The 22,427-nt window shown below is 52.4% G+C and carries 17 protein-coding genes; 15 read left to right on the forward strand and 2 right to left on the reverse strand.

The genetic code is table 11. The annotated features are described in order from the left end of the window. Positions 1 to 111 precede the first annotated feature (111 nt). Positions 112 to 4,146, reverse strand: coding sequence for an S-layer homology domain-containing protein (locus PDUR_RS05050; protein ID WP_042205354.1), 4,035 nt, complete (start codon positions 4,144 to 4,146; stop codon positions 112 to 114). Between the two features lie 256 nt (positions 4,147 to 4,402). Between PDUR_RS05050 and PDUR_RS05055 the strand changes: the two genes are divergently transcribed. The 15 genes from PDUR_RS05055 to PDUR_RS05125 all read left to right on the forward strand — a co-directional run bounded on the left by PDUR_RS05055 (position 4,403) and on the right by PDUR_RS05125 (position 21,191). After that, positions 4,403 to 6,523: a right-handed parallel beta-helix repeat-containing protein gene (locus PDUR_RS05055; RefSeq protein ID WP_042205355.1), complete on the forward strand. Its 2,121-nt coding sequence runs from the start codon at positions 4,403 to 4,405 to the stop codon at positions 6,521 to 6,523. A gap of 185 nt (positions 6,524 to 6,708) precedes the next feature. Then, positions 6,709 to 7,674: a sugar-binding transcriptional regulator gene (locus tag PDUR_RS05060; RefSeq protein WP_042205356.1), complete on the forward strand. Its 966-nt coding sequence runs from the start codon at positions 6,709 to 6,711 to the stop codon at positions 7,672 to 7,674. A 20-nt stretch (positions 7,675 to 7,694) separates the two neighbouring features. Further along, entirely contained in the window at positions 7,695 to 8,987 is a 1,293-nt protein-coding gene (gene trpB / locus PDUR_RS05065) for a tryptophan synthase subunit beta (RefSeq protein WP_042205357.1), read from the forward strand. Next, on the forward strand, positions 8,923 to 9,747 hold the full coding sequence (trpA, locus tag PDUR_RS05070) for a tryptophan synthase subunit alpha (protein WP_233277482.1): 825 nt from the start codon (positions 8,923 to 8,925) through the stop codon (positions 9,745 to 9,747). Before trpB ends, trpA begins: the two co-directional genes overlap by 65 nt. A gap of 226 nt (positions 9,748 to 9,973) precedes the next feature. Next, positions 9,974 to 10,720: a YveK family protein gene (locus PDUR_RS05075; protein WP_042205358.1), complete on the forward strand. Its 747-nt coding sequence runs from the start codon at positions 9,974 to 9,976 to the stop codon at positions 10,718 to 10,720. Positions 10,721 to 10,730: 10 nt separating this feature from the next. Further along, positions 10,731 to 11,369 (forward strand): CpsD/CapB family tyrosine-protein kinase, encoded by a 639-nt coding sequence (locus tag PDUR_RS05080; protein ID WP_042205359.1) that lies wholly within the window; start codon positions 10,731 to 10,733, stop codon positions 11,367 to 11,369. Between the two features lie 51 nt (positions 11,370 to 11,420). Then, positions 11,421 to 13,265, forward strand: coding sequence for a polysaccharide biosynthesis protein (locus tag PDUR_RS05085; RefSeq protein WP_156130311.1), 1,845 nt, complete (start codon positions 11,421 to 11,423; stop codon positions 13,263 to 13,265). Positions 13,266 to 13,289: 24 nt separating this feature from the next. Further along, positions 13,290 to 14,459, forward strand: a complete 1,170-nt coding sequence (locus PDUR_RS05090) for a glycosyltransferase family 4 protein (RefSeq protein WP_042205360.1) — start codon at positions 13,290 to 13,292, stop codon at positions 14,457 to 14,459. Beyond that, the gene (locus PDUR_RS27110; RefSeq protein WP_081949400.1) at positions 14,422 to 15,609 is read left to right on the forward strand and encodes a glycosyltransferase family 2 protein; all 1,188 of its coding nucleotides are present in this window, start codon (positions 14,422 to 14,424) and stop codon (positions 15,607 to 15,609) included. The genes PDUR_RS05090 and PDUR_RS27110 overlap by 38 nt, the downstream gene beginning before the upstream one ends. After that, complete coding sequence (locus PDUR_RS05100; protein WP_042205361.1) at positions 15,500 to 16,624, forward strand: glycosyltransferase family 1 protein; 1,125 nt, start codon at positions 15,500 to 15,502, stop codon at positions 16,622 to 16,624. Before PDUR_RS27110 ends, PDUR_RS05100 begins: the two co-directional genes overlap by 110 nt. Positions 16,625 to 16,629: 5 nt before the next feature. After that, positions 16,630 to 17,577 (forward strand): glycosyltransferase family A protein, encoded by a 948-nt coding sequence (locus PDUR_RS05105; RefSeq protein WP_042205362.1) that lies wholly within the window; start codon positions 16,630 to 16,632, stop codon positions 17,575 to 17,577. After that, positions 17,574 to 18,647: an EpsG family protein gene (locus PDUR_RS05110; RefSeq protein WP_042205363.1), complete on the forward strand. Its 1,074-nt coding sequence runs from the start codon at positions 17,574 to 17,576 to the stop codon at positions 18,645 to 18,647. Before PDUR_RS05105 ends, PDUR_RS05110 begins: the two co-directional genes overlap by 4 nt. Positions 18,648 to 18,659: 12 nt before the next feature. After that, positions 18,660 to 19,394: a glycosyltransferase family 32 protein gene (locus PDUR_RS05115; RefSeq protein WP_042205364.1), complete on the forward strand. Its 735-nt coding sequence runs from the start codon at positions 18,660 to 18,662 to the stop codon at positions 19,392 to 19,394. Positions 19,395 to 19,407: 13 nt separating this feature from the next. Next, the gene (locus tag PDUR_RS05120; protein ID WP_042205365.1) at positions 19,408 to 20,022 is read left to right on the forward strand and encodes a sugar transferase; all 615 of its coding nucleotides are present in this window, start codon (positions 19,408 to 19,410) and stop codon (positions 20,020 to 20,022) included. Next, on the forward strand, positions 20,022 to 21,191 hold the full coding sequence (locus PDUR_RS05125; RefSeq protein ID WP_042205366.1) for an aminotransferase class I/II-fold pyridoxal phosphate-dependent enzyme: 1,170 nt from the start codon (positions 20,022 to 20,024) through the stop codon (positions 21,189 to 21,191). Before PDUR_RS05120 ends, PDUR_RS05125 begins: the two co-directional genes overlap by 1 nt. A 579-nt stretch (positions 21,192 to 21,770) precedes the next feature. Here the strand turns inward: PDUR_RS05125 and PDUR_RS05130 are convergent. Continuing rightward, positions 21,771 to 22,427, reverse strand: a complete 657-nt coding sequence (locus tag PDUR_RS05130; RefSeq protein ID WP_042205367.1) for an acetyltransferase — start codon at positions 22,425 to 22,427, stop codon at positions 21,771 to 21,773.

Raw genomic sequence — 22,427 nt, forward strand, 5'->3', positions numbered from 1 at the left:
ATATTTAGGCACATATTCTGTCAATATATTCTATCTTTATCGACAAGCAAAAGCGGCCCGGGGAGAAATCCCAGGCCGCTCTTTTTTTAAAACATGATAACGCTGCGCGCTTTACCGCTGAATATTTCCGCTCTGCACATCATTGCTTTTGAGAGCAAGCACAGCTTTGTTAAGGATATTATTCGTTACGGTATAGGGCGGCGCTCCGACCCCCGCATAGATCGTGGAAATGCCGACGGCGGCGATATTGGATGTAACCGTATTGCCGGTAATCGTCGCATTTAAGACATCGGCCGGATCATTTCTTTTCCAGTAATCATTAATTTTGATAAGTTCTGTGGCGGTACGAGTAAGGTTCATGGCGGTGACTGTGTTGTTTGCCAGCACGATTTTATTGGCCGTTTCAACATTAATCGCTGAAGCATCCCCTTTAACATTGAACCTTGAGTTCGTGATCTTCAGGTCCAGATTGGCATGGCTTGCGATAAGCGCCGCGTTGCCTGTGGTGTTGGACGTGAAGGTACAATTGTCGAAGCTGTATTTGCCATTTGCGACGATCGTCTGACCGAATCTGCTGCCGTCCGCCGCTTCAAATGCGGAATTCGTGTAAGTGCCTTGCGGCAAGGTCATGTTATAGGCAGAGTTAAAGCCCAGCACCTTGATATTATTGAACACACTGCTCTCCGTGGTGCTTCCCTTAAAGCTGGCGAGCGCTCCTTTTCCCGTAATCGTAACATTGGAAACTTCGATGCCTTTTCCATAGAGAGCAAAGCCCGCATCCACGTTCTTCGTAATGTTGATATTGACATTGGAGACTTTGACTCCATTCGTAGTTCTGGCGCTGACAGACAGTGTGCCGTTGGTGATTTCCATTCCATCGATTTTAATGTTAGGCCCTGCAAAGTAGGTGTAGGAATCATTCATTCGGTTATTTAAAAATGTGGCGTCGTGATAAGCAACGATCCGGCTTCCGTCAAAATGGTTGTTTACGGCCATGGCATTTCTGAACGAATCGGAGACGGCAAGTCCGATAACTCCCTTGGAAGCAAGATGGTTGCCTTCAACGGTGACATCATGTCCGTCGTACAGAATGACATCATAGGCTGCATTATTATAGAAATCATTGTTCCTGATATAAATATTAGTGTTCAGGCTTCCGTTCTGGCCGAATCCCCCTTCGACGTCGATGCCCGATTGAGGCGCTGTTCCCTTCATATCATGCAGGCTGTTGTTGATAATCTGCGCATTGTTAGCGCCGCCTACCGTAATCCCTTGACGGCGGTTGAATGCGAACTCGGAATTCTTAACCACCGTATTCTGGCAGACGACCCGGTTCCAGGCTTCCAGGTAAGCGCCCGCCGACGAGGCTTTGTTGAACACAAGATGGAAGTAGGCGGCGCCGCCGGGTATGGTCAGGGTCTGTCTGGCGGTTGCCGGCTGGCTCATCATGAAAGTTCCGTCCGCACGATAGAAATAAACGGTAAAGCCGCCAGGCAGATTGATTAAATTGGAAATTTCGAAGGTCCGCTCCGTGTTGAAGATAGAATGGTTGAAATAAATGCCTTCTTTGGTCCGGATTTTTGTGCTATCGGTGCGCGGTTGACCGCTGCCGTCGATCCCACCGGATACGAAACTGGCGGCATACAGATCCTTGAACATCGTTCCGTAGCCTCCAAGCACCAGGCCATCTCCGGTGAAATTCATCGCTTTAACTCCATCAATCGTTGTGTTCGCCGCGCCTTCGACAAAGATGCCGTAGCCGCCTTCGTGAGTGCCTGAATTATGAGGCTCCCTCTGGGAATAGTCATGAGTCAGCTTGTCGCCAAGGTAAGTTCCGCCGCGAAGTGTTACATTGCTCGCGCCGTATCCGACATACATGACATCGTATCTTTCTTTGCCGTTGGTTTCTTTCTGAAGGATGGCATCCATCGGCAGGTCGAACAGCATATTGCCAACCATGGAGATCCGGCTGTCCTTGTCGATCAGATAGGTTCCGGATGGAAGCATTGTTGCCGTAATGCCATTCTGATGCGCCCAAGCCAGCGCCTGATTAATACCTCTAACGGTTTCCACCGGATGGGTTCCATCGTTATAGATTCCCCACCGGGCCAGATCAATCAAATAATGTGTGGGCGATGCCGACGCGGTACCGCTTAAGGGTGAGCGGTTTCCGCTAGTGTCCACGGCCTCCACTTGGATGTTGTAGTTTGTGCCAAAATCGAGGCCGGCGGCCACGTAAAAATTCTGAATGAGAGGCTCCGTATTGATTTGTTGTCCATTAAAATATACATTGTAACCGGCCAGATCGATCTCCGTACCGGCCGCCCATGAGACGGAAACTTTGCTTGGACCGCCCGCTGCGGATACCTGTACAGGGGCTGCCGGCGGGGTAATATCCTTGGTTCGGATGGAAAGAGTAATGCCTTGTGATGCATTGCCGCTTCTGTCCACCGTTCGGAGAGTGAAGGAATAGTCCGTTTCCTCCAAGAGTCCATCGGCTTTGTAGCTTCCGCTTGAGGAAGAGCCGATCCGCACGCCATTTAGGTAAATATCGACATGGTCAAAGCCGGGAGAAGCTGGATTATTCCAGGTCAGTGTTACCGATTTGCCATCATCCACGGCGCTCGCCTGACTGATTTCTTCTGGAGCCGGGCTGTCCACGGCCTGCGGGGTGACATCAACCGTAACCGATGGCTCCGATTCAAGCTCGTTATCGTTTACGGCGGTCACATACAGACTATAATTCTGGCCGTTATTCAGCCCGTCCAGCGTGTAAGTGGCGTCAGTTACCGTATCCGTATTGTATTGGCGGCCGTCCAGGTAGACATTGTAGCCGATGATGCCGCTCTCGTCATTCTCCGTCCAATGCAGCAGCGCAGCGCCATCCGAAGCGGCAGCGGACAGTTCGGACGGAGGAGACGGGAGGCTGGCAGGAGCCATGGTCACTTGCAGCTCTGTGCCGCTGGATTCAAGGCCGGACATATTCACGCTTTTTAATACATACTTGTAGACCGAGCCTGGAAGAAGACCGGCTTCCTGATAGAACGCATCGGTTGTGGTTGCCTTCAGGATTCCTTCCTTATAAATGTTTACCGACTTAAAGTCCGGATAGGACGGGTTGATCCAGGTAAACGATAGCCGGGTATCATCGCTGAACGATTTCAAGCCGGAAATTTCCTGCAGGACTGGCGCTTTGTCCGGAGCGGGAGTTGGATCGGGAGCAGGAGCCAGGCTTGGTTCCGGCGCCGGCACAGGCTCCGGTTCAGGAGCAGGCGCACCCGTGACCGGCTCAGGCGAGGCGGAAGGCAGCGGCGATGGCGAAGGAGCAGGCGCAGCCCCTCCGCCGCCTCCGCCGCCGATCGGCGCTCCGGCTCCAGCGCCGGCGGGAGAGCCGGAACCCCCATCCGCCGATCCGCCTGCTGAGACGTCCGCTGAATTCGCTGCGGACGGGCTGGCCGATGGCTGCGCCGATTCCTCCGGCGTGCCGGAGGCGCCGATCCGCAGCTCCTTGTAGAGCGCTCTCGCGAGCATGGCGGTAAATTCGGCGCGGGTCACCTTCCTGGACGGCTGAAATCTGCCGTTCTCGTCTCCGATCGCAATGCCGCTGGCGATTAGCTTGGAAATGGAAGGAGCGGCCCAGTGGCTGCCGATATCCGAAACGCGGCTGGCGGCGTCTATGCCCAGGCTGTTAAGCTCAAAGGCGCGCGCGATCAGAACGGCGCTGTCGGCCCGGGTCAGCGTATCACCGGGGCGGAATGATCCGTCCAAATATCCCGTAATGAGTCCATGCTTCTTCGCAGCCTGGATGTAAGGATAAGCCCAATACGCCCGGGGCACATCGGGAGGAGCCTGCTGCGAATGCGCATCCGCATCCGCATTCCCATTCGCGTCAACCGCGATATGGCTTGCCTGCACAATAAGCTTTACGGCTTCTGCCCGGGTAATCGGCTTGTCTGGACGAAAGGTTCCGTCATTATAGCCCGCGATAAGCTGCTGCTCTTTTAACCGCGATATTTCTTTCAGGGCCCAATGTGTGGGCGAAATATCGGAGAACAGCACCGGACTTGCAGCCTTCGCTTGGGGAGACGCCGGCGCCAGAGTGGCCGCAATAAGAAACATAATGAGGAGAACTACTGTCTTCTTCATAAGGATTCCTCTCTTAATATTAGAAATTTTATCATTGGAAATCGTTGCCTGAATTAGTTTATCGGTATTTGCAATTGCGCTTTTAAGACAAAAAACGGCAGAATTAAGGGAAAAATGGGGGGCTAAAGAACCGTTTTTTAAAGATAGGACTTAAGCCTTTCCATCCGAAAAAAAACATGATAGTCTAAAATAGATAGTTCGTTTTAAAGAACGAAGGATATACGGATTGAATCTTGAACAGGAGGAAGGGACAGAAATGTACAAGCAATTGCGGAAGTTCATTCTGCCTTTAACCGTTGTGCTGATCGGATTGCTGCCGCTGGAGATATATGGCCAGGATTCCCTGAACCCGCCGGAAGCGACGATTAATTTAGCTAAATGGAATATCTACAATGACGGAACTCATCCCGTGGAAACGACCAAAGGCATTAATGAAGCGATAAGAAGCCTGCATAACGACGGGGTTACAGCGGTGACGCTGCCATCCGGAACGTACCTGATCGATAAGGACAGCCGGATCAACATGGTCAGCGACATGACGTTTATTATGCCGGATGACGCGGTGCTGCAAAAGGAAGCGAACGGAAAAGAACGATACGAAACGATGTTCCTGGGCTACGGGGTTAACAATGTAACGCTAAAGGGCGGAACTTACAGCGGCGATAAGCAGCAGCATGATTTTTCTAAAAAAGACAATCCCCATAGCGCGGGCACGCATGAGAACGGTTACGGCATTTTGCTTGAAGGTGCGTCAAATGTTGTGATCGACGGCGTCAAGACTATTAATTTTACTGGAGACGGGATGGCGATTGGCGGCGTTGGTAAATTGATTAAGGACCTGTATGAGGGAGGGTTTGTTTCCGGAGCGCTGGATGCAAAAGGAAATGCAGTGAGCAATAAGAACAAAGTCCGCACCAAAGCGCCGATTCCGCTTACCGCGCCTATCCTGCAATCGGAGAAGCTCTTTGAAATTTCCAATGTCCAAAAGCTGGGGCCTTTATTCGAGGTCTATTTCTACCAAAAGAGCGGGAAGTTGATCAAGAAGATATCGGCCAAGGTCCGGGATCAAATGGCTATTCCAAACGGGGCTGCTTACTGTCATCTGGTGTTTAATAAGGCCTCGTCCAAGGGCGGTTACCTGGAAGTGTGGAATCGTGTCGTCTGCCGGAATATTACCGTCCGGAACTCGGAGTCGGCATTCAACCGCCGTCAGGGAATTACAATCGGCGGGGCGGACAACGTTATCATTACTGGAAATCTGCTTCATGACATAAAGGGGACAGCGCCGCAATCCGGCATTGATGTGGAAGGAGGATATGGGGAGAATGGCTACCTGAATACAAACATCACGATTAAAAACAACCAATTCTATAACAACGCCGTGTACGATGTCATTCTTTATGACGGCCGGAACGCATGGGTGGACGGTAATCATTTTGCTTCCAAGGAAGCCATCGGGCTAGCAGTCTCCCCGCCATTTACAAACGCCTGGGTATCCGATAACCATTTCGACGGGGCGCGCATTTATGCTTATCATGACGTCACCTTGCGGAACAATGAACTGAATGATTCCATCACCTATTTCGAAGGGCCGAATATCGTCATTGATGGAATGGAGATCACGAACGGCACACTCGCTCTGAGCGCAAAGGATGCTTTCGGAATCAAAGTCTCCAATATCAATATCAACATTACGAAAAAAGTGGAAGCGGGCCTAAGCATCAGCAAAAATCCTCTGCGTCTGTCCAATGTCACGATAACCGGGGAGCCGGCTCTGCGGAGCTTTACCGGAAATACGGTTTCCGGAAGCGTGTTCGATCATCTGAAGATCATCCGCTATAACTCCGCTTACGGGCTTTCTCTGCCGCCGGGAACGTATAAAGATTGCCAGTTTGAAGCATCCGAAGAAGGGAAGTTCGGCACGCTTTCAGCGGTTCTGGCCGGAAATTATGTGTTTGACGGCTGTACCTTCAAAGGCAATATCCAAGGTGCGGGCCTGCTGTACGCAGAGAATAAGCAATTAAACCTGACGGTGAAGAACTCCACTTTTGAACTGCCCGGCAGCGCGCAGGCGGTCAGTATCCAGGCGGCTCGAAGCGCCGTTGTGGAGAATAATGTGGTGAATGCCAATAACCTTGCCTCAAGCAGCACGGAGCTCATCAAAATCAACGATTACTGGAAGCGGAACGATCCATACGATGTGCTAAGCGCGGTGATCCGGAAGAACAAAATTACAACCAATCTTCCGGCAAAAGGAATCTCGACTGAGTATGCGGGAGTGGGGGCACCTCCTTATACGATTGAGGATAACATTCTGGTTAAAGCGAAGCTCTCGCTAAAGGCAAATGATAGATTCAATAATAATATATTGCAATAATGTCTATATTGATCGGGCGAAGGAACTGCTCTATTTGTCATGAAATTGACATATGGGGCGGTTTCTTTCTGGTTTGAAAAATAAGGAAAAAAGCGGTATACTCATGAAGCGGAGTACGTTTGTTCATCATTTGAACATTTGTACATTGGGTGAATTGAGTATGAAGGGATGTGCATGCCCGCATTATGACGGAGAAGAATCAGGATCGCTTCCGATTATTAGTGAAGATTTGCCAGCTGTATTACGAGGAAGGGCTGAACCAAATGGAAATCGCCAAACGACTGGGGATATCCCGTCCTCATGTAAGCCGAATGCTGACAGCCGCCAAGAATGAAGGGATTGTACGTATTTCGATCAATAATCCATTTTCAGCCGAGCAGGAGCTTGAAAAGTCACTCATCGATGCCTTCGGCATTCAAGACGCGCTGGTTGTCGATTCTTCTGATACGGAACCTGCCGGGCTGCCTGCCCTGCTGGGCCGAGCCGGCGCCGCTCTGATCGAATCCGTATTGAGGGATGGCGATATAGTCGGGATTATGGCAGGGCATACGATAGGCTGCGCAGCCGAGGAGATGGATTACTTTGCACGGGACGGAATGCAATTTGTCCCCCTGGTTGGAGGGTGGGGATCGGATGGCGCCGCCTGGCATGCAAGCACCAATGCCATGGCCTTTGCGAACAAGCTGAAATCCAAATACTCGATGTTTCATGCGCCTGCATTGGTGGCCAACGAAGAGACCGGCATGCTGTTGCGCCAAGAGCCGGAGATTGCAAAGGTGCTTGAGCTTGCCCGGAGCAGCCGCGTAGCGGTTGTAAGCATTGGTGAAGTAAGCGAAGAAAGTACTATGGTCAAATCGGGGAGCTTCAGCGAGGAGGATATGACGGTTCTGAAAAAGCTGGGCGCCGCTGCCAATCTGTGCGCTTCCTTTCTGGATGAAAGAGGCCAGGTGATTGACTTTCCGGTCAGCAATCGGCTAATTGGCCTCGATGCCCGGGAGCTTCGCTCGATACCCACGGTCATCGGAATTGCCGGGGGCGCAGCTAAAGTCACGGCTATTACAGCGGCACTCAAGGGGAAATGGATTGATATCCTGGTGACGGATTCGGAAACGGCGCGGGATATTGTTGCCATATCATCACCCAACGAATGAAACGGGAAAGGAGAATAGTGATGTCCGAGTATAAAACGACATTTCAAACGATATCCGCTGCGGCTGAAGCATTGGTAAAAGACGATGGTTACTATGGGAATTACGGAGGCTCGTTTATACCCGAGATCCTTGTCCCTGCCTTTGCGGAAATCAAGGAGTATTTTGAAGCTATTAAACAGGATGAAGCGTTCTGGCAAGAATATTGCTCACTGCTGGCAGATTACTCGGGGCGCCCTACTCCGCTTACCTATGCGGATCGGCTAACCGAATATTTCGGCCGCGCCAAGATTTATATTAAACGCGAGGATTTGAATCATACCGGCGCCCACAAGCTGAACAACGCGCTCGGTCAAGTCCTGCTGGCGAAGAAAATGGGAAAAACGCGCGTCATAGCCGAAACGGGGGCGGGACAGCATGGGGTGGCTACCGCTACCGCAGCGGCGAAGCTGGGGCTCTCGGCTACCATATATATGGGCCGGGAAGATATGGAACGTCAGTATTCCAATGTTTTTTGGATGAAACGGCTGGGGGCTGAAGTCATCGCGGTCGATTACGGTTCAAGGACGTTGAAGGATGCGATCAACGAAGCGCTGAGAGATTGGGTCTCCAGCTTTGAAACGACGCATTACGTTCTGGGAACCGCATCGGGTGCGCATCCTTTCCCCGCCATTGTATCTTACTTTCAGGCTGTGATCGGCATAGAAGCCAAGGAACAGATTTTGCGGGTGGAAGGCCGGCTGCCAAGCTGGGTCTATGCCTGTGTGGGCGGCGGGTCAAATGCCCTCGGTGTGTTTCAAGCGTTCTATCCGCATGAGAATGTTGGACTCGTGGGGGTGGAAGCAGGCGGGCAGGGCAAGGGTTCCGGCAGGCATGCGGCCCGGATTGCCTACGGCGAGGGCAAGGCCGGTGTCGCTCAAGGCTTTAAGACCCTTTTTCTGCAAAATAACGACGGGCAAATGAATGATACGTACAGCCTTGCCGCGGGTCTGGATTATGTGGGCGTATCTCCGATATTGGCCGACTTGTCCGAGCGGGGCAGGGTGCGGTTCACGGCCGCAACCGATACGGAGGTAGTGGAAGCGCTGGAGATTATCATGAAGACGGAAGGGCTGATTCCCGCGCTGGAGTCTACGCATGCTTTTGCGGGAGCGTTTAACGATATCACGGAATCTTCGGGGTCTGATATCTTCATAATTAATATGTCCGGACGCGGGGATAAAGACATTTTTAATGTAGCGGAGGGATTGCATGATGATGAATGGAAAGCATTTATCCGGAGAAAAGCCCGGCAGTTCGAAAATTCGGCTCGCTGAACAGATTACAGGCGGACCATCCGGGCAGCCGATACAGATAATGACTCACCAAATTCTCGGCTATCCGGACTTTGATACGAATTATGAAATGATTCGTTTGTTTCAAGAGAGCGGCGCCCGCCTTGTCGAGCTTCAATTGCCCTTCTCGGAGCCTATTGCGGATGGACCTGTGTTCTTACATGCCAATCAAGCATCGCTGGCGAGTGGAACAACTACGAAACAATGCCTGGAATTCGCGGAGCGTGTGGTCACGGATTTTCCCGGCCTCTCCTTTTTGTTCATGACCTATTATAATGTTGTCATTCAGTATGGAATTGAAGAGTTCGTTAAAGCGTGCGCCGCAATAGGCATTCAGGGTCTGATTGTGCCGGATGCTTATCCTGAGGAGAGCCAGGAATTTATGGAGGCTTGCCGTAAGCATACGGTGGAGCCTATCCTGATCGTTACGCCGTATACATCCAGCGAGCGGCTTGCTTATCTGTCGGCAGAAACCGGCGGCTTTCTGTACTGTGCGGCGCGAAAGGGAGTGACCGGGACGAAGACCTCATTTGGCAAGGAGACAGAGGCATTTATCACTCGTGTCCGCAGCATAGCTAAAACCCCGATCGCTGTAGGATTCGGCATCCAGAGCGGTCAAGATGTGCGTTTTTTGGAGGGCAAAAGCGATATAGCGATCATCGGGACACAGCTCCTTACCGTACTGGAGCAAGAGGGGCTCTCCGGTGTTAGGCGCTTCTTAAAGACGATCATCCCGGCCTGACCCCCGTTTCGCTATAGGCCGAACAGCAAAAGAGGCATCTCTAGAAGCAATACAAATTGCTTTTGGAGATGCTTTTTTTTGTGCGTGTAAACGAACAGTTGACCGATCGTAAAAACGAACAATATCCATAGAATAAAGAGGCAAATAGTTGACATGTTCTATATAAAGAACTAAAATTAATGAATAATGTTCTTTATTAAAGTCATTCTTTGAAGTGGGTGAACATATGGAAGATGAGAACGAGGTATACGAAAAGGAGCCTTCATCCAAAGTTCCGGTCAAGGAAATTAATCTGAAGGAATGGGCAGCGGTTATCAGACGGAGATTATGGATTATTGTACTAACGACCGTCCTTCTCGCCGTGCTGGGCGGTCTGTACAGCTCGCAGCCGGAAGTGCCCCTGTACTCTTCTTCGGCAAGAATTATGATTCCCGCAGCTACTCCGGAACAGCTGAGCACAATCAAGGTGTTCATCCGCGAACCTGTGGTTCTGGAACGTGTGATCAAGGAGTCGGGTATCCCAAGGTCGGCTGGAGGCTTGCGCAATCAGATCAGTGTAGGAAGCGTTGACAATTCCATTATTACAATCATTTCGGTTGTTGACCCGGACCCTGCCGTCGCGCCGCAAATCGTCAATGCCGTCGTGCGCGTGTTCACCGAGGAAGTGAGTAAGCGTATGGGCTTTAACGGAATCAGCGTTCTTACTGCAGCGGTGGAATCGCCAAATCCCGCGCCCATCAATCCGCCGAGCAATCGTGCGCTGATCGCAGGCATAATAGCCGGTCTTGTCATTGGTCTGGGTCTAGCTCTTTTGCTCGAATCACTGGATGATACCCTCCGCTCAGAAAGAGAGCTTGAACGGATATTGGGCGTAGATTCACTGGGAGTCGTCCCCAAGCTGCAGCGCAAAGATTCTCTCGGCAATTCAAGGCGGAAAAATGAGTATGTGCGGGGTGAAGCCATTGGCTCATAGGGAGAAAAAGTTGGATTCACGGGTGATATACGGCTGCTTTATTGTTCATAACAGTCCCACAGCGGCCGCTGCCGAGCAGTACAGAAGGATACGAAATAACATTCGGATTGCAGCGGGAAAAAAGGAGCAGATCTCCCTCGTCATCACCTCTCCTTCGCCGGGAGAAGGGAAGACGACCTCCGCCGTAAATTTGGCGGTCAGCTTCGCTCAGCGGGGAGATAAGGTACTCCTGGTGGACGCCAATGTCAGGAACCCCGTTCTGGGTCAGGTATTCAGCATCAAACAATGGCCCGGACTCTCCGATGGATTAGCTTCCAACATGGATTTTGCGGAAACCGTATATCCCACGGATGTGGAGAGACTATCCATCATACCGGGCGGGTCGCATCTGCCGGGCGCGGCGGATCTGCTCGATTCGCAGGCGATGTCGGAATTTTTGGACCGGGCAAGAAATGAATACTCCGTTATTCTGTTTGATTGCTCTGCGGTATTGGAAACACCCGATGCTATCGCGCTGGCGGGCCGGTGCGATGGGGTCGTATTGGTTGTCAGCAGCGGGAAGACGCAGCAGAAGCAAGCTCTTAAGGCCAAGCGCCTATTGGATTTCGGGAAGGTCAGGATATTAGGCAGCCTGCTGAATCGGGGTTAGGAACAGTGACAGCCGCAGGATTGATTCGTTTTGGGAGGGAGTGGACGAACGTTGTTTCGTAAGCATCGGCTAACTATTTTGATGTTGTTGGATTCGTTTATTGTGTTGACGGCTATTTTCGCGGGGAGCTTCCTGGTGAACGCCTCTTTTAATGTATTTACACACCCGGTGATTATCAGTTCGGTCGCATTGCTCCTGAGTCATCATCTCTTTGCCTTTGTGTACCATTTGTACAAGAAAGCCTGGGAATATGCCAGCGTTGAAGAAATTATCCTCATCACCAAAGTGGTCACATTCTCCATGGTTGCCGCAGCTACCGTTCAACTCGTTCTCTCGGGCAACATTCAATACCGTTTGCTGCTGGTGACATGGCTGCTGCATATGCTGCTGATCGGCGGGTCGCGCTTTTGCTGGCGGATGATCAGGGCCGCTCATGACAAGCAGGAGACGCAGAGCGAGCCGGATAACGCCAAGCGGACGCTGATCATCGGTGCGGGCGCGGCCGGAACGATGGTTGCAAGACAGCTGCTGTCCGGTCCGAATAAGGCGCTGAAGCCGGTCGCTTTTATTGATGACAATTTGAATAAGCTCGGTCTCGATATCATGGGAATTCCCGTTGCGGGCGGAACAACAGATATCGTAGAGCTGGCCGAACGGTTTCAAATTGAACATATTGTCATCGCGATTCCTTCGCTTTCCAAGAACCGGCTAAAAACCATTTATGACGAATGCACCAAGACCTCCGCTAAGACACAAACCATTCCCATGCTTGAGGATATAGCGAGCGGCAAGGTCGCCGTCAGCCAATTCAGGGACATTCAGGTTGAGGATCTCCTGGGCCGGGAAGCAGTTCAGCTTGACCTTGACCGAATTTCCGATTATGTCACGGGAAAGGTTGTCCTCGTCACGGGAGCAGGCGGCTCCATCGGTTCGGAGGTGTGCAGGCAAATCTCCAGATTCCGGCCGAAAAAACTGGTGCTGCTCGGTCACGGAGAGAACAGCATCTATACGATTGAAATCGAGCTGAAAGCGAAATTCAGGGATTCCGGCATCCAGTTCTATACCGAAATCGCGGATTTGCAGGATGAAAGCAAGATTATCAGCTTAATGGAGCTGCATCGTCCGGACGTTGTCTATCATGCCGCAGCTCACAAGCATGTGCCGCTTATGCAGCGCAATCCGGAGGAAGCGGTCAAGAATAATATTATCGGCACGATGAATGTCGCGCAGGCCGCCAGTCTGGTGGGAGTCGGCACGTTTGTCATGATCTCAACGGACAAGGCGGTCAATCCGACCAGTGTGATGGGATCAACCAAGCGGATTGCCGAGATGATCATTCAGCATCAGGACCGGTTCAGCTCTACCAAATTTGTCGCCGTTCGTTTCGGTAATGTACTCGGCAGCCGAGGCAGCGTAATTCCGCTGTTCCGGAAGCAAATTGAGCAGGGCGGACCGGTAACCGTCACGCATCCGGATATGGTCCGGTATTTCATGACGATTCCCGAGGCGTCCCGGCTGGTCATTCAGGCAGGCGCTCTGGCGCGCGGAGGGGAAATCTTCGTGCTGGATATGGGCGAGCCGGTCAAGATTGTGGATTTGGCCAAAAATCTGATCCGCATGTCGGGCTATACCACCGAGGAAATCGGCATTGAGTTCACGGGTATGAGACCGGGAGAGAAGCTGTATGAAGAGCTGCTGCGGGACACGGAAGTTCATGAAATGCAGGTCTATCCCAAGATCTATGTAGGCAAATCGTATGAGGTGAACTTTGAGTCCATTAATCATCTGCTCAAGGTCTACGATTCCCTATCCATCGAAGAACTGAGAAGCATGCTGCTTGATATTGCCAACAACCGCTTTGAAATGGCTCTGCTTAAGAAAGCGACGGTCGTCTAGACGCTATGGAAAGGAAGACGGCTTATGTCCCGAAAAGTGTTGTTTTGCGCAACGGTAGATTACCATTTCAGCGCCTTTCATTTACCAGTGCTCGAATGGTTCAAGCAGCACGGCTGGGAGGTTCATATCGCGGCTAAGGGAGGGCTTGACCTGCCTTATGTGGACAAGAAATTTAATATCTCCATAGAGCGGTCGCCGCTTCGCCGGGGTAACTTGGAAGCTTATCGTCAGCTGAAGGAAATTATGCGGCAGAATGACTACGGGATTATTCATGCCCATACGCCGATGGGCGGCGTTCTGGCCCGGCTTGCCGCAGTGAGTTCCCGTAACAATGGGACTCGGGTGATCTATACCGCCCATGGCTTTCATTTCTGCCAAGGGTCTTCGCTTACGAGCTGGCTGCTGTATTACCCGATCGAGAAGGGTCTTTCCCGGCTGACGGATTGTCTGATTACGATTAACAACGAAGATTATCGCTTGGCTGCCCGGCGGAGGTTCAAAGCGCGGCAGATTGAGCATGTGCATGGCGTAGGCGTCAATACGGACAGATTCAAGCCGGTGACACAGGCGGAGAAGGCAAGGCTCAGGCAGGATTCTTCCTACGGGCCGGATGATTTCCTGATGTTCTATGCTGCGGAATTCAACGGAAATAAAAATCATCAGCTGCTCATTCGCGCCTTGGCCCGGGTTCAAGCTCAAGAACCGGGGATCAAGCTTCTGCTCGCGGGAGAAGGCCCGCTGCAGGAACAATGCCGCAGGCTGGCGGCGGAGCTCGGGATTGCGGACAAAGTGGATTTTCTCGGTTACCGGAAAGACATTGACCGGCTGCTGCCCATGTGCGATGCAGCAGTTTCGGCAAGTCTGCGGGAGGGGCTGCCGGTCAATATTATGGAAGCGATGGCCTGCGGCCTTCCTGTTATCGCGACAAGAAACAGGGGGCATGCGGAACTCGTGAAGCATGGGGAGAACGGATACATCGTTGAGCCTGATCAGGAGGAGCTGCTCGCCGAGCATATGATTCGCCTGTGCCGATCCATGGAGTTACGGAGCAGGCTGGGCAAGAGAAGCCTGGAGCTAACCGAAGCTTATAAATTGTCATCGGTCGTAGAGGAGCTTGCGTCAATCTACTTAAGGCATATGAGGGAGGAGGGGGGATATGAAGCCGGAAATCAGCATTATCATGCCCATATATAACATGGAAGCCTATTTGCCCAGATGTCTGGACAGTCTGATCAGCCAAAGCTTCGGCGATCTGGAGATTATCGCGGTTAACGACGGTTCGACGGACGGCAGTCTCCCCATTCTCGAACAATATGCCGGAAGAGACGACCGTATAGTTCTCATCAACCGGAGCAACGGCGGCGTATCTTCCGCCCGTAATGAAGGCATGGGGCACGCGGCCGGAAGGTACATCGCCTTTGTCGATCCGGATGATTGGGTGGACCGGGAGATGTTTATGGCGATGCGCCAAGCGGCGGAGGACGAGGATGCGGATATCGTCATGTGCACGTATTTGCGCGAGTTCGGTACGCACGCGAAAGAGAAAATATTCCGGCTGCCGGATGTGCAGGTATACCGGGGTGAAGAGGTTCAGGAGCATATTACGAGAAGGCTGTTTGGTCCGCTGAGAGAGGAACTGGCGCAGCCTGATTATTTGGACGCCTGGGGACCCGTGTGGGGCAAGCTGTACCGGGCGGATCTGATTCACAGAGCGGCCGCCTCTTTTATCGATCTGGATATCATCGGAACCAATGAGGACTCACTCTTCAACATCCATGTATGTCACTATGCACGCTCCTTCGTCTTTCTAAATCGTCCGTTCTATCATTACTGGAAATCCAATACTTCGTCCATTACCTCCTGTTACAACCCCTTGTTGGAGAGTAAGTTCAGCAAGCTGTACGGTTATATGAACTCTTTTATTGCAGAGCATGAACTGCCGGCGGAATATACTCGGGCGCTTCGCAACCGGGTGTGCATCAATATACTGGGGCTCGGTCTCAACATTGTTAGTGAAGATTACAAGGCATCGCCATTTATCAAAATTAAGAATATTCATTCGCTTGTCTCAAAGCGGGAAGTGGTCTCGGCGTTTGCCGGATTTGAGCTGAGGTACTGCACCAAAGCCTGGAGAGTCTTTTTCCTGCTCGGAAAATGGAGATTGGCTGCGGGGCTCTATCTGATGCTGAAGGCAATTAACTACTTGCGAATCAAGAATACGAGAGGTGTGGACAATGGAACCCGTTCGAATTCTTCAGGTCGTCACCATGATGAATCGGGGCGGACTGGAAACTATGCTCATGAACTACTACCGTCAGATGGATCGCGGCAAAATTCAGTTTGATTTTATCGTTCACCGGCTGGAGCGAGGCCACTATGATGACGAAATCGAATCGCTTGGCGGAGTCATCTACCGCATGCCGCCGATCAGACCGGGAAATTACCGGCTTTACTTTAAAAAATTGGCGGAGTTCTTTGGCGCACACTCGGAATACCGCGTCGTTCATTCCCATATCAACGAGAACAGCAGCTTTGTTCTGCGTGCAGCGAAGCAGGCCGGAATTCCGTGCCGGATCGCGCACAGCCATTTAAGCGATCTGAAGCTGGATTTGAAGTTCCCTTTCCGCGTATACGCGAAAGCGGTCATGAAGGATAATCCAACCCGGTATTTTGCCTGCTCGAAGAACGCGGGACGCTGGCTGTTCGGCAAAGGGATTGAGAAGACAGACAATTTGATTGTCATGAATAACGCCATCAACCTTCGGGAGTTCGCATTAGACCTTTCTGCGCGCGAACAGGTGCGAGATGAGCTTCAGGCGGGCGAGCGTTTGGTCATTGGCCATGTCGGCCGGTTTAACGAGCAGAAGAACCACTCGTTTCTGATTGACATCTTTCACAGCATCTACCGAAGAAATCCCAATGTGCTTCTCGTTCTGGTTGGGGCGGGACATCTGGAGCCGGCGATCCGGCGTAAAGTCGAAAAGCTGGGATTAAGCGGCAATGTCGCCTTCCTGGGCGTCCGTTCGGATATTTCCAGGCTGATGCAGGGCATGGATTTGTTCCTGTTCCCTTCCCTGTACGAAGGGCTGCCTGTCGTTCTCGTCGAAGCGCAGGCCGCAGGACTAAGATGCATCGCCTCTAGCGCAATTACCAAGGAGGCGGATTTAACGGGCAGGGTGCGGTTTATCGGTCTTCAGGAATCCCCTGACCATTGGGCGCTGGCGGTGCTGGATTCCTCCTATGAGCATGCGGATACATCGAAGCAGCTGCGCGAAAGCGGATACGACTCCGCGCAGACCGCCGAATGGCTGGCCTCCTTCTACCATTCAGCGTGGCGGCCAATTCTTAACCCGAGGTGATCACAATGGTTCCTTCGCTTACGGTCTTTACCCCGACTTACAATAGAGCGCATACCCTCCATCTATGCTATGAGAGCCTGCTTAGGCAGTCCTGCCAGGATTTTGTCTGGCTGATCATCGACGACGGCTCCACGGACCGGACCAGGGAACTGGTAGAGGGCTGGATAAGCGAAGGCAGGATAGCCATCCGTTATCACTATCAGGACAATCAGGGGATGCACGGCGGGCATAATGCGGCCTACGAACGGATCGATACGGAGCTTAACGTCTGCATCGATTCGGATGATTATTTGGCCGATGATGCGGTGGATAAAATCCTCTCCTTCTGGAAGGAGCACGGAAGCGAGCAGTATGCCGGTATCGTGGGCCTGGACGCTTCGCCGGACGGGGAAATGATCGGAACGGGCATGCCGGAGGGGCTGAAAGCGTCGACGCTCAGCGGCCTGTATGCCAAGTGGAAGGTCAAGGGCGACAAGAAGCTGGTGTACCGTACCGCCATGACAAGCAGCGTTCCGCCGTACCCGATTTTTCCGGGAGAAAAATACGTTCCGCTCTCCTATAAATATCTGCTGATCGATCAGCAGCTTCCGTTATTGGTCATGAACGAGGTGCTCTGCCATGTGGAATACAGAGCCGACGGCTCCAGCCTGAACATGATGAATCAGTACCGCAAAAATCCGCAGGGCTTCGCTTTTTTTCGGAAAGTGGCGATGGTTTATGCGTCTTCGTTCAAGGAAAGGCTTCGCGAAGCGGTCCATTACGTGTCCAGCAGCTTGATCATGGGCAACCGGAAGTTTATTGCGGAGTCCCCCCGGAAGGGAATGACCGTGCTGGCGCTTCCGCTGGGAGGCTTGCTGTACCTGTACATTCGGCGGACACAGCGCGCAGCGCCGATTTCAGCGAAGGAAACGCCGAGGAACATCAGGCAGGTTCAGGAGAGTGACTCCCAATGACCGTATTATGGATACTCCTGGCTTTTGCCTATCTATTTTCGCTTTCGGCCAGGTACTTTTCCACGCCGGACGCATCTCTTCCTGCAACCGTCAGACCGAATCCTGTCCTGTTCCTCATTACGGCCGTCTTGTTCTGTCTCGTTTCCGGGCTTCGGAATAATATCGGCGATACGGAGATGTATATCCATTCATATCTCACCGATGATTTCACCTGGCAGTATGTGTGGACCAACGACGACATCGGCTTTAATATTTTTCAAAAAATCTTGAAGCTGTACACGAACGATCCGCAGTACATGATTGTGATTACGGCGTTTATCACCAACATGCTCATTATTGTGATGCTGTATAAATATGCACGGCTGTTCGAGTTGGGCGTGTATATCTACATTACTTCGGGCGCCTTTATCGTCTCCATGAACGGAATCCGGCAGTATTTGGCGACTTCGATCGTGTTCGCCGCGACGAAATATTTGTTTGAAGGCAACTGGAGGAGGTATATCCCGGTTGTTCTGTTCGCTTCTTTGTTCCATCAAAGCGCGCTGATTCTGATTCCGATCTTTTTCATCGTCAGGAGAAAGGCTTGGACAGCCTCGACCCTGATGCTGCTCGGCGTCGCGGTCCTGATCGTCTTCGGCTACAGTCAATTCTCAGAAGTTTTGTTCTCGGCGATCAAAGATACGCAGTATGGCGTGTACCAGACCTTGTCGGAGGGCGGCGCCAATATTGTGCGGGTGGCCTTTTTCGGATTGCCGCTCGTTATTGCTTACCTTGGCAGGAAGAAGCTGAGCGCGCAGTTCCCTGACATTGATATTATTGTCAACATGTCGCTGATCGGATTTGTGCTGATGCTGGTCGCTACCCAGAACTGGATTTTCGCCAGACTGGCGATATATTTTACCCTTTATCAGATTTTGCTTACGGCATGGATGGTGAAGGCGTTCCGCAGAAAGGATCAGAAGCTGGTGTATCTGGCCCTCTTGATCGTGTACCTCATCTATTTCTTCTATGAAAATGTGATCACTCTCGGCATTGATTATAGAAGCGACTTTATCACTTGGTTCAACTAAGGAGGCTGACGGATGAATTCTTCGACGAAGATCCCCAAGGTTGTCCATTACTGCTGGTTCGGCCGCGGTGAGAAGCCGGGAAAGCTTCAAAAATGCATCAAAAGTTGGCATAAGCATTTGCCTGGGTTTGAATTCGTGGAATGGAACGAGGATAACTTCGACGTTACGGTTAACCGGTATGTGAAGGAAGCCTATGAACACCGGAAATATGCGTTTGTCAGCGATTATGCCCGGCTGCACGCTTTATACACCTGCGGCGGAATCTATATGGATACGGATGTTGAAGTGATCAGGCCGCTGGACCGCTTTCTGGAGCTGGAGGCTTTCTCAGGGTTTGAGGATGGGCATTTTCTGCAATCGGGCACGATGGGGGCGGTCGCCGGACACCCCTGGATCAAGGAGCTGCTGGATTATTACGAGGGCCGGAGCTTTCTCCTGCCGGACGGCTCGCTGGATACGACGACCAACACGGCGGTGATCAGCGAAATCTGTATACGGCACGGTCTGGAACTTAACGGAAAGTATCAGGTGACAGAGAACGGAGTAACCTTCTATCCCCGGACTTACTTTAGTCCGTACGATTATATCAATGGCGGAAGCTACCTGAGCGAGGAGAGCTATACGATTCATCATTTTGCGCAGTCCTGGCTTCCGCTTCATGTCCGGATAAGGAGCGGCGTAAAGCGGACGGTCAGCCGGGTAGTCGGGCCGGAGAATATTGCAAGAATGAGGAAGATATTCTCATAGGGGTGAGATTCGTATGAAAAGAGCGTTTGATCTGGCGGTATCGCTGGCCTTGTTGATTGTGCTGTCGCCCGTTATCGCGGGAACGGCATTGCTGGTGCGGTTAAAGCTCGGTTCACCGATCCTGTTCAAGCAGACAAGGCCCGGACTCCATGGTAAACCATTTCATGTCTATAAATTCAGGACGATGACGGACGAGAGGGACGATACGGGTCAGCTTCTGTCCGATCATATCCGCCTTACCCCATTCGGGCAATTCCTTCGAAAATACAGCCTGGATGAACTTCCCCAATTGTGGAATGTGGTTAACGGCGATATTAGCCTGGTCGGTCCAAGGCCCCTGCTCATGAGTTATTTGCAGCTGTACACGGAGGAGCAGGCCCGCCGCCATCTGGTCAAGCCGGGAATTACCGGATGGGCGCAGGTGAACGGACGAAACGCGATTTCCTGGGAAGAGAAATTTAAGCTTGATACGTGGTATGTCGATCATTACAGCTTCGCTCTGGATCTGAAGATCTTGGTCATGACCCTGCTTAAAGTCGTCAGATCGGAAGGCATCAGCAGCGGAAATCACGTCACTATGCCCGTATTTCAGGGGGGCGTAAATAAAGAAGAGGGAAGTCGAGGTTGATGAGGGTGGCAAATGAACGGATTTTTCTGTCTCCGCCCCATATGAGCGGACGGGAGCAGCTATATATTAATGAAGCATTCGTGACGAACTGGATTGCGCCGCTCGGCCCCAATGTCGACGCTTTCGAAAGGGAGATTGCCGAATATACGGGCGCGGGCGGAGCGGTTGCCCTGAGCTCAGGTACGGCCGCCATCCATATTGCACTCTGTCTGCTTGGCGTCGGGCCCGGGGATCGGGTATTTTGCTCAAGTTTCACTTTCGTAGCGAGTGCCAATCCTGTATGTTATGCCGGAGCCGAGCCGGTATTCATCGATTCCGAGCCTCAGACCTGGAACATGTCGCCCGAAGCGCTGGAGAGGGCGCTTGAAGAGGCAGACCGGGAGGGCTGTTTGCCCAAGGCGGTGATCGTCGTTCATTTGTACGGGCAGAGCGCCAAGATGAAGGAAATCATGTCCTTATGCGGCCGCTATGATGTGCCGATTATTGAGGATGCCGCAGAATCGCTGGGCTCCACCTATGAAGGCAAGGCGAGCGGTACCCTTGGCAAGTTCGGTATTTACTCGTTCAACGGCAACAAGATCATTACGACCTCCGGCGGCGGCATGCTTGTATCCGATGATGAAGAGGCGCTAGCCAAGGCGCGCTTCCTGGCGACCCAGGCGAGAGATCAAGCTCCGCATTACCAGCACAGCGTCATGGGCTATAATTACAGGCTCAGCAATCTGCTGGCAGGCGTGGGCAGAGCCCAGCTTCAGGTTCTGGATGAACGGGTTGAGGCCAGAAGAGCGGTATTTGAGAACTACCGTGAGGCTTTCGGAGGCTTGAAGGGCGTGGAGTTCATGCCGGAATTGCCGGGTACGCGCTCGAACCGTTGGCTGACCACGCTTACGATTGACGAAGAGGAGAACGGGGTCAAGATAAGCGATCTGCTGAAGGCGCTGGCCGACGATAATATTGAAGCAAGACCCTTGTGGAAGCCGCTTCATCTTCAGCCGATCTTCGAGCGCGCGCGCTTCTATCCGCATAGCGAGACGCTCTGCGTATCCGAGCAGCTGTTCAGGTCCGGCATTTGTCTTCCTTCCGGCTCCAGCATGACTCTGGAGCAGCAGCAGCGGGTGATTGACTGCATTCAGCGCTCGCTGGGGAAGGTAGCGAACCCTGCCCGTTAGGCGCCCGGATTTCCGGACGGTCCCTGCTGTTCGCGAATCCGTAACTTTGCGGAATCGGGAACTTGCGAAAATGGGAACTTGAGAGTTTGGAAACGGACTGAATCATTAGCGGGCAGAATCCGTAACTTGCTGAATCGGGAACAGGCATGGATTACCGCCGTGACCGGAGGAACGGGCAAACATGTGGTTCGATACGAGCTGCAGCGAGGCGCTACGAACCAAACGAACCCAACGAACCAAATGAACCCAACGAACCCAACGAACCCTGCAAAAACCTGAAATTGTACATCTTTTGTCGGACTTGGAGCTATCGCTGGATGGGAAGCCTGCAAAAATACAGTTATTTCCGGTTCAACTCTCCAATCCAGCCAGAAAAGCCTGAAATTCCTGCGCCATAGCAGGTTTTTCCCGCTAACTCTCGTTTCTGCTCGAAAAAACCTGCACTTTCGCCGTTTTCCAGCAGGAAACCTAAACTAATCCGTAACCAACGCGATCTTGCGGTGCGGCCGCCAACGGGATCCTTGCGGTGCGACCGCCAACGGGATCCTTGCGGTGCGGCTGCACCGCGCATCCCCTCTATTACAAATACCGTTCACCAGCTGTGCGCGATCTGACGATGACGGCGGGCGTCCCGTAAGCTACGGCGTAACCGCCAATATCGGAAAGAACGGTGGCCCCCGCCCCAATGACGGTATGCGCTCCCACACTGACAGAGTGAATAACGTTCGCTCCCAGGGAGAGAACGCTGTATTCTCCGACCGTCACGTTCCCGCCCGTCGTGGCGCCAGGAGCCAATGTAACGTAATTCCCGATCCGGCTGTCATGATCGACCGAAGCCTTCGGATACAGCACGCAGTGTTCGCCGATTACGGTATCGCTGTTAACGATGGCCCCCGCCATCACAACGGTGCCTTGACCGAGTTCCGCTCCCCTGGCGATCCAGGCGCCCGGATGGACAGCGGTGACGAAGGGGAAGCCCGGATAGAGGTAGGCGATGCGGGCGACAATGCTGGCCCGGGTCCAATTATCCCCGATGGCTACGATGCCCCCGTGGATGTTCTCCCGATGATCGGCGATATAGTGTTCGTTTCCAAGAACCCGATAACCGTAAATTTCGGAGCCGGCGGCTTTGTAGCTGTCGAGCAGACCGAAGATCCGGTATCGTCCTTCCCGCTCAATGGCGTCGATTACCGCTTTGGCATGTCCCCCCGCGCCGAATACGACGATGTTTTTCAA

The organism is Paenibacillus durus, from assembly GCF_000756615.1.
Taxonomy (GTDB): domain Bacteria; phylum Bacillota; class Bacilli; order Paenibacillales; family Paenibacillaceae; genus Paenibacillus_AQ; species Paenibacillus_AQ durus.

Coding starts and splice junctions, on each gene's coding strand:
- PDUR_RS05050 (WP_042205354.1), bottom strand. CDS start 4,146: ATGAAGAAGACAGTAGTTCTCCTCATTATGTTTCTTATTGCGGCCACT.
- PDUR_RS05055 (WP_042205355.1), top strand. CDS start 4,403: ATGTACAAGCAATTGCGGAAGTTCATTCTGCCTTTAACCGTTGTGCTG.
- PDUR_RS05060 (WP_042205356.1), top strand. CDS start 6,709: ATGACGGAGAAGAATCAGGATCGCTTCCGATTATTAGTGAAGATTTGC.
- trpB (WP_042205357.1), top strand. CDS start 7,695: ATGTCCGAGTATAAAACGACATTTCAAACGATATCCGCTGCGGCTGAA.
- trpA (WP_233277482.1), top strand. CDS start 8,923: ATGATGATGAATGGAAAGCATTTATCCGGAGAAAAGCCCGGCAGTTCG.
- PDUR_RS05075 (WP_042205358.1), top strand. CDS start 9,974: ATGGAAGATGAGAACGAGGTATACGAAAAGGAGCCTTCATCCAAAGTT.
- PDUR_RS05090 (WP_042205360.1), top strand. CDS start 13,290: ATGTCCCGAAAAGTGTTGTTTTGCGCAACGGTAGATTACCATTTCAGC.
- PDUR_RS27110 (WP_081949400.1), top strand. CDS start 14,422: ATGAAGCCGGAAATCAGCATTATCATGCCCATATATAACATGGAAGCC.
- PDUR_RS05100 (WP_042205361.1), top strand. CDS start 15,500: ATGGAACCCGTTCGAATTCTTCAGGTCGTCACCATGATGAATCGGGGC.
- PDUR_RS05105 (WP_042205362.1), top strand. CDS start 16,630: ATGGTTCCTTCGCTTACGGTCTTTACCCCGACTTACAATAGAGCGCAT.
- PDUR_RS05110 (WP_042205363.1), top strand. CDS start 17,574: ATGACCGTATTATGGATACTCCTGGCTTTTGCCTATCTATTTTCGCTT.
- PDUR_RS05115 (WP_042205364.1), top strand. CDS start 18,660: ATGAATTCTTCGACGAAGATCCCCAAGGTTGTCCATTACTGCTGGTTC.
- PDUR_RS05120 (WP_042205365.1), top strand. CDS start 19,408: ATGAAAAGAGCGTTTGATCTGGCGGTATCGCTGGCCTTGTTGATTGTG.
- PDUR_RS05125 (WP_042205366.1), top strand. CDS start 20,022: ATGAGGGTGGCAAATGAACGGATTTTTCTGTCTCCGCCCCATATGAGC.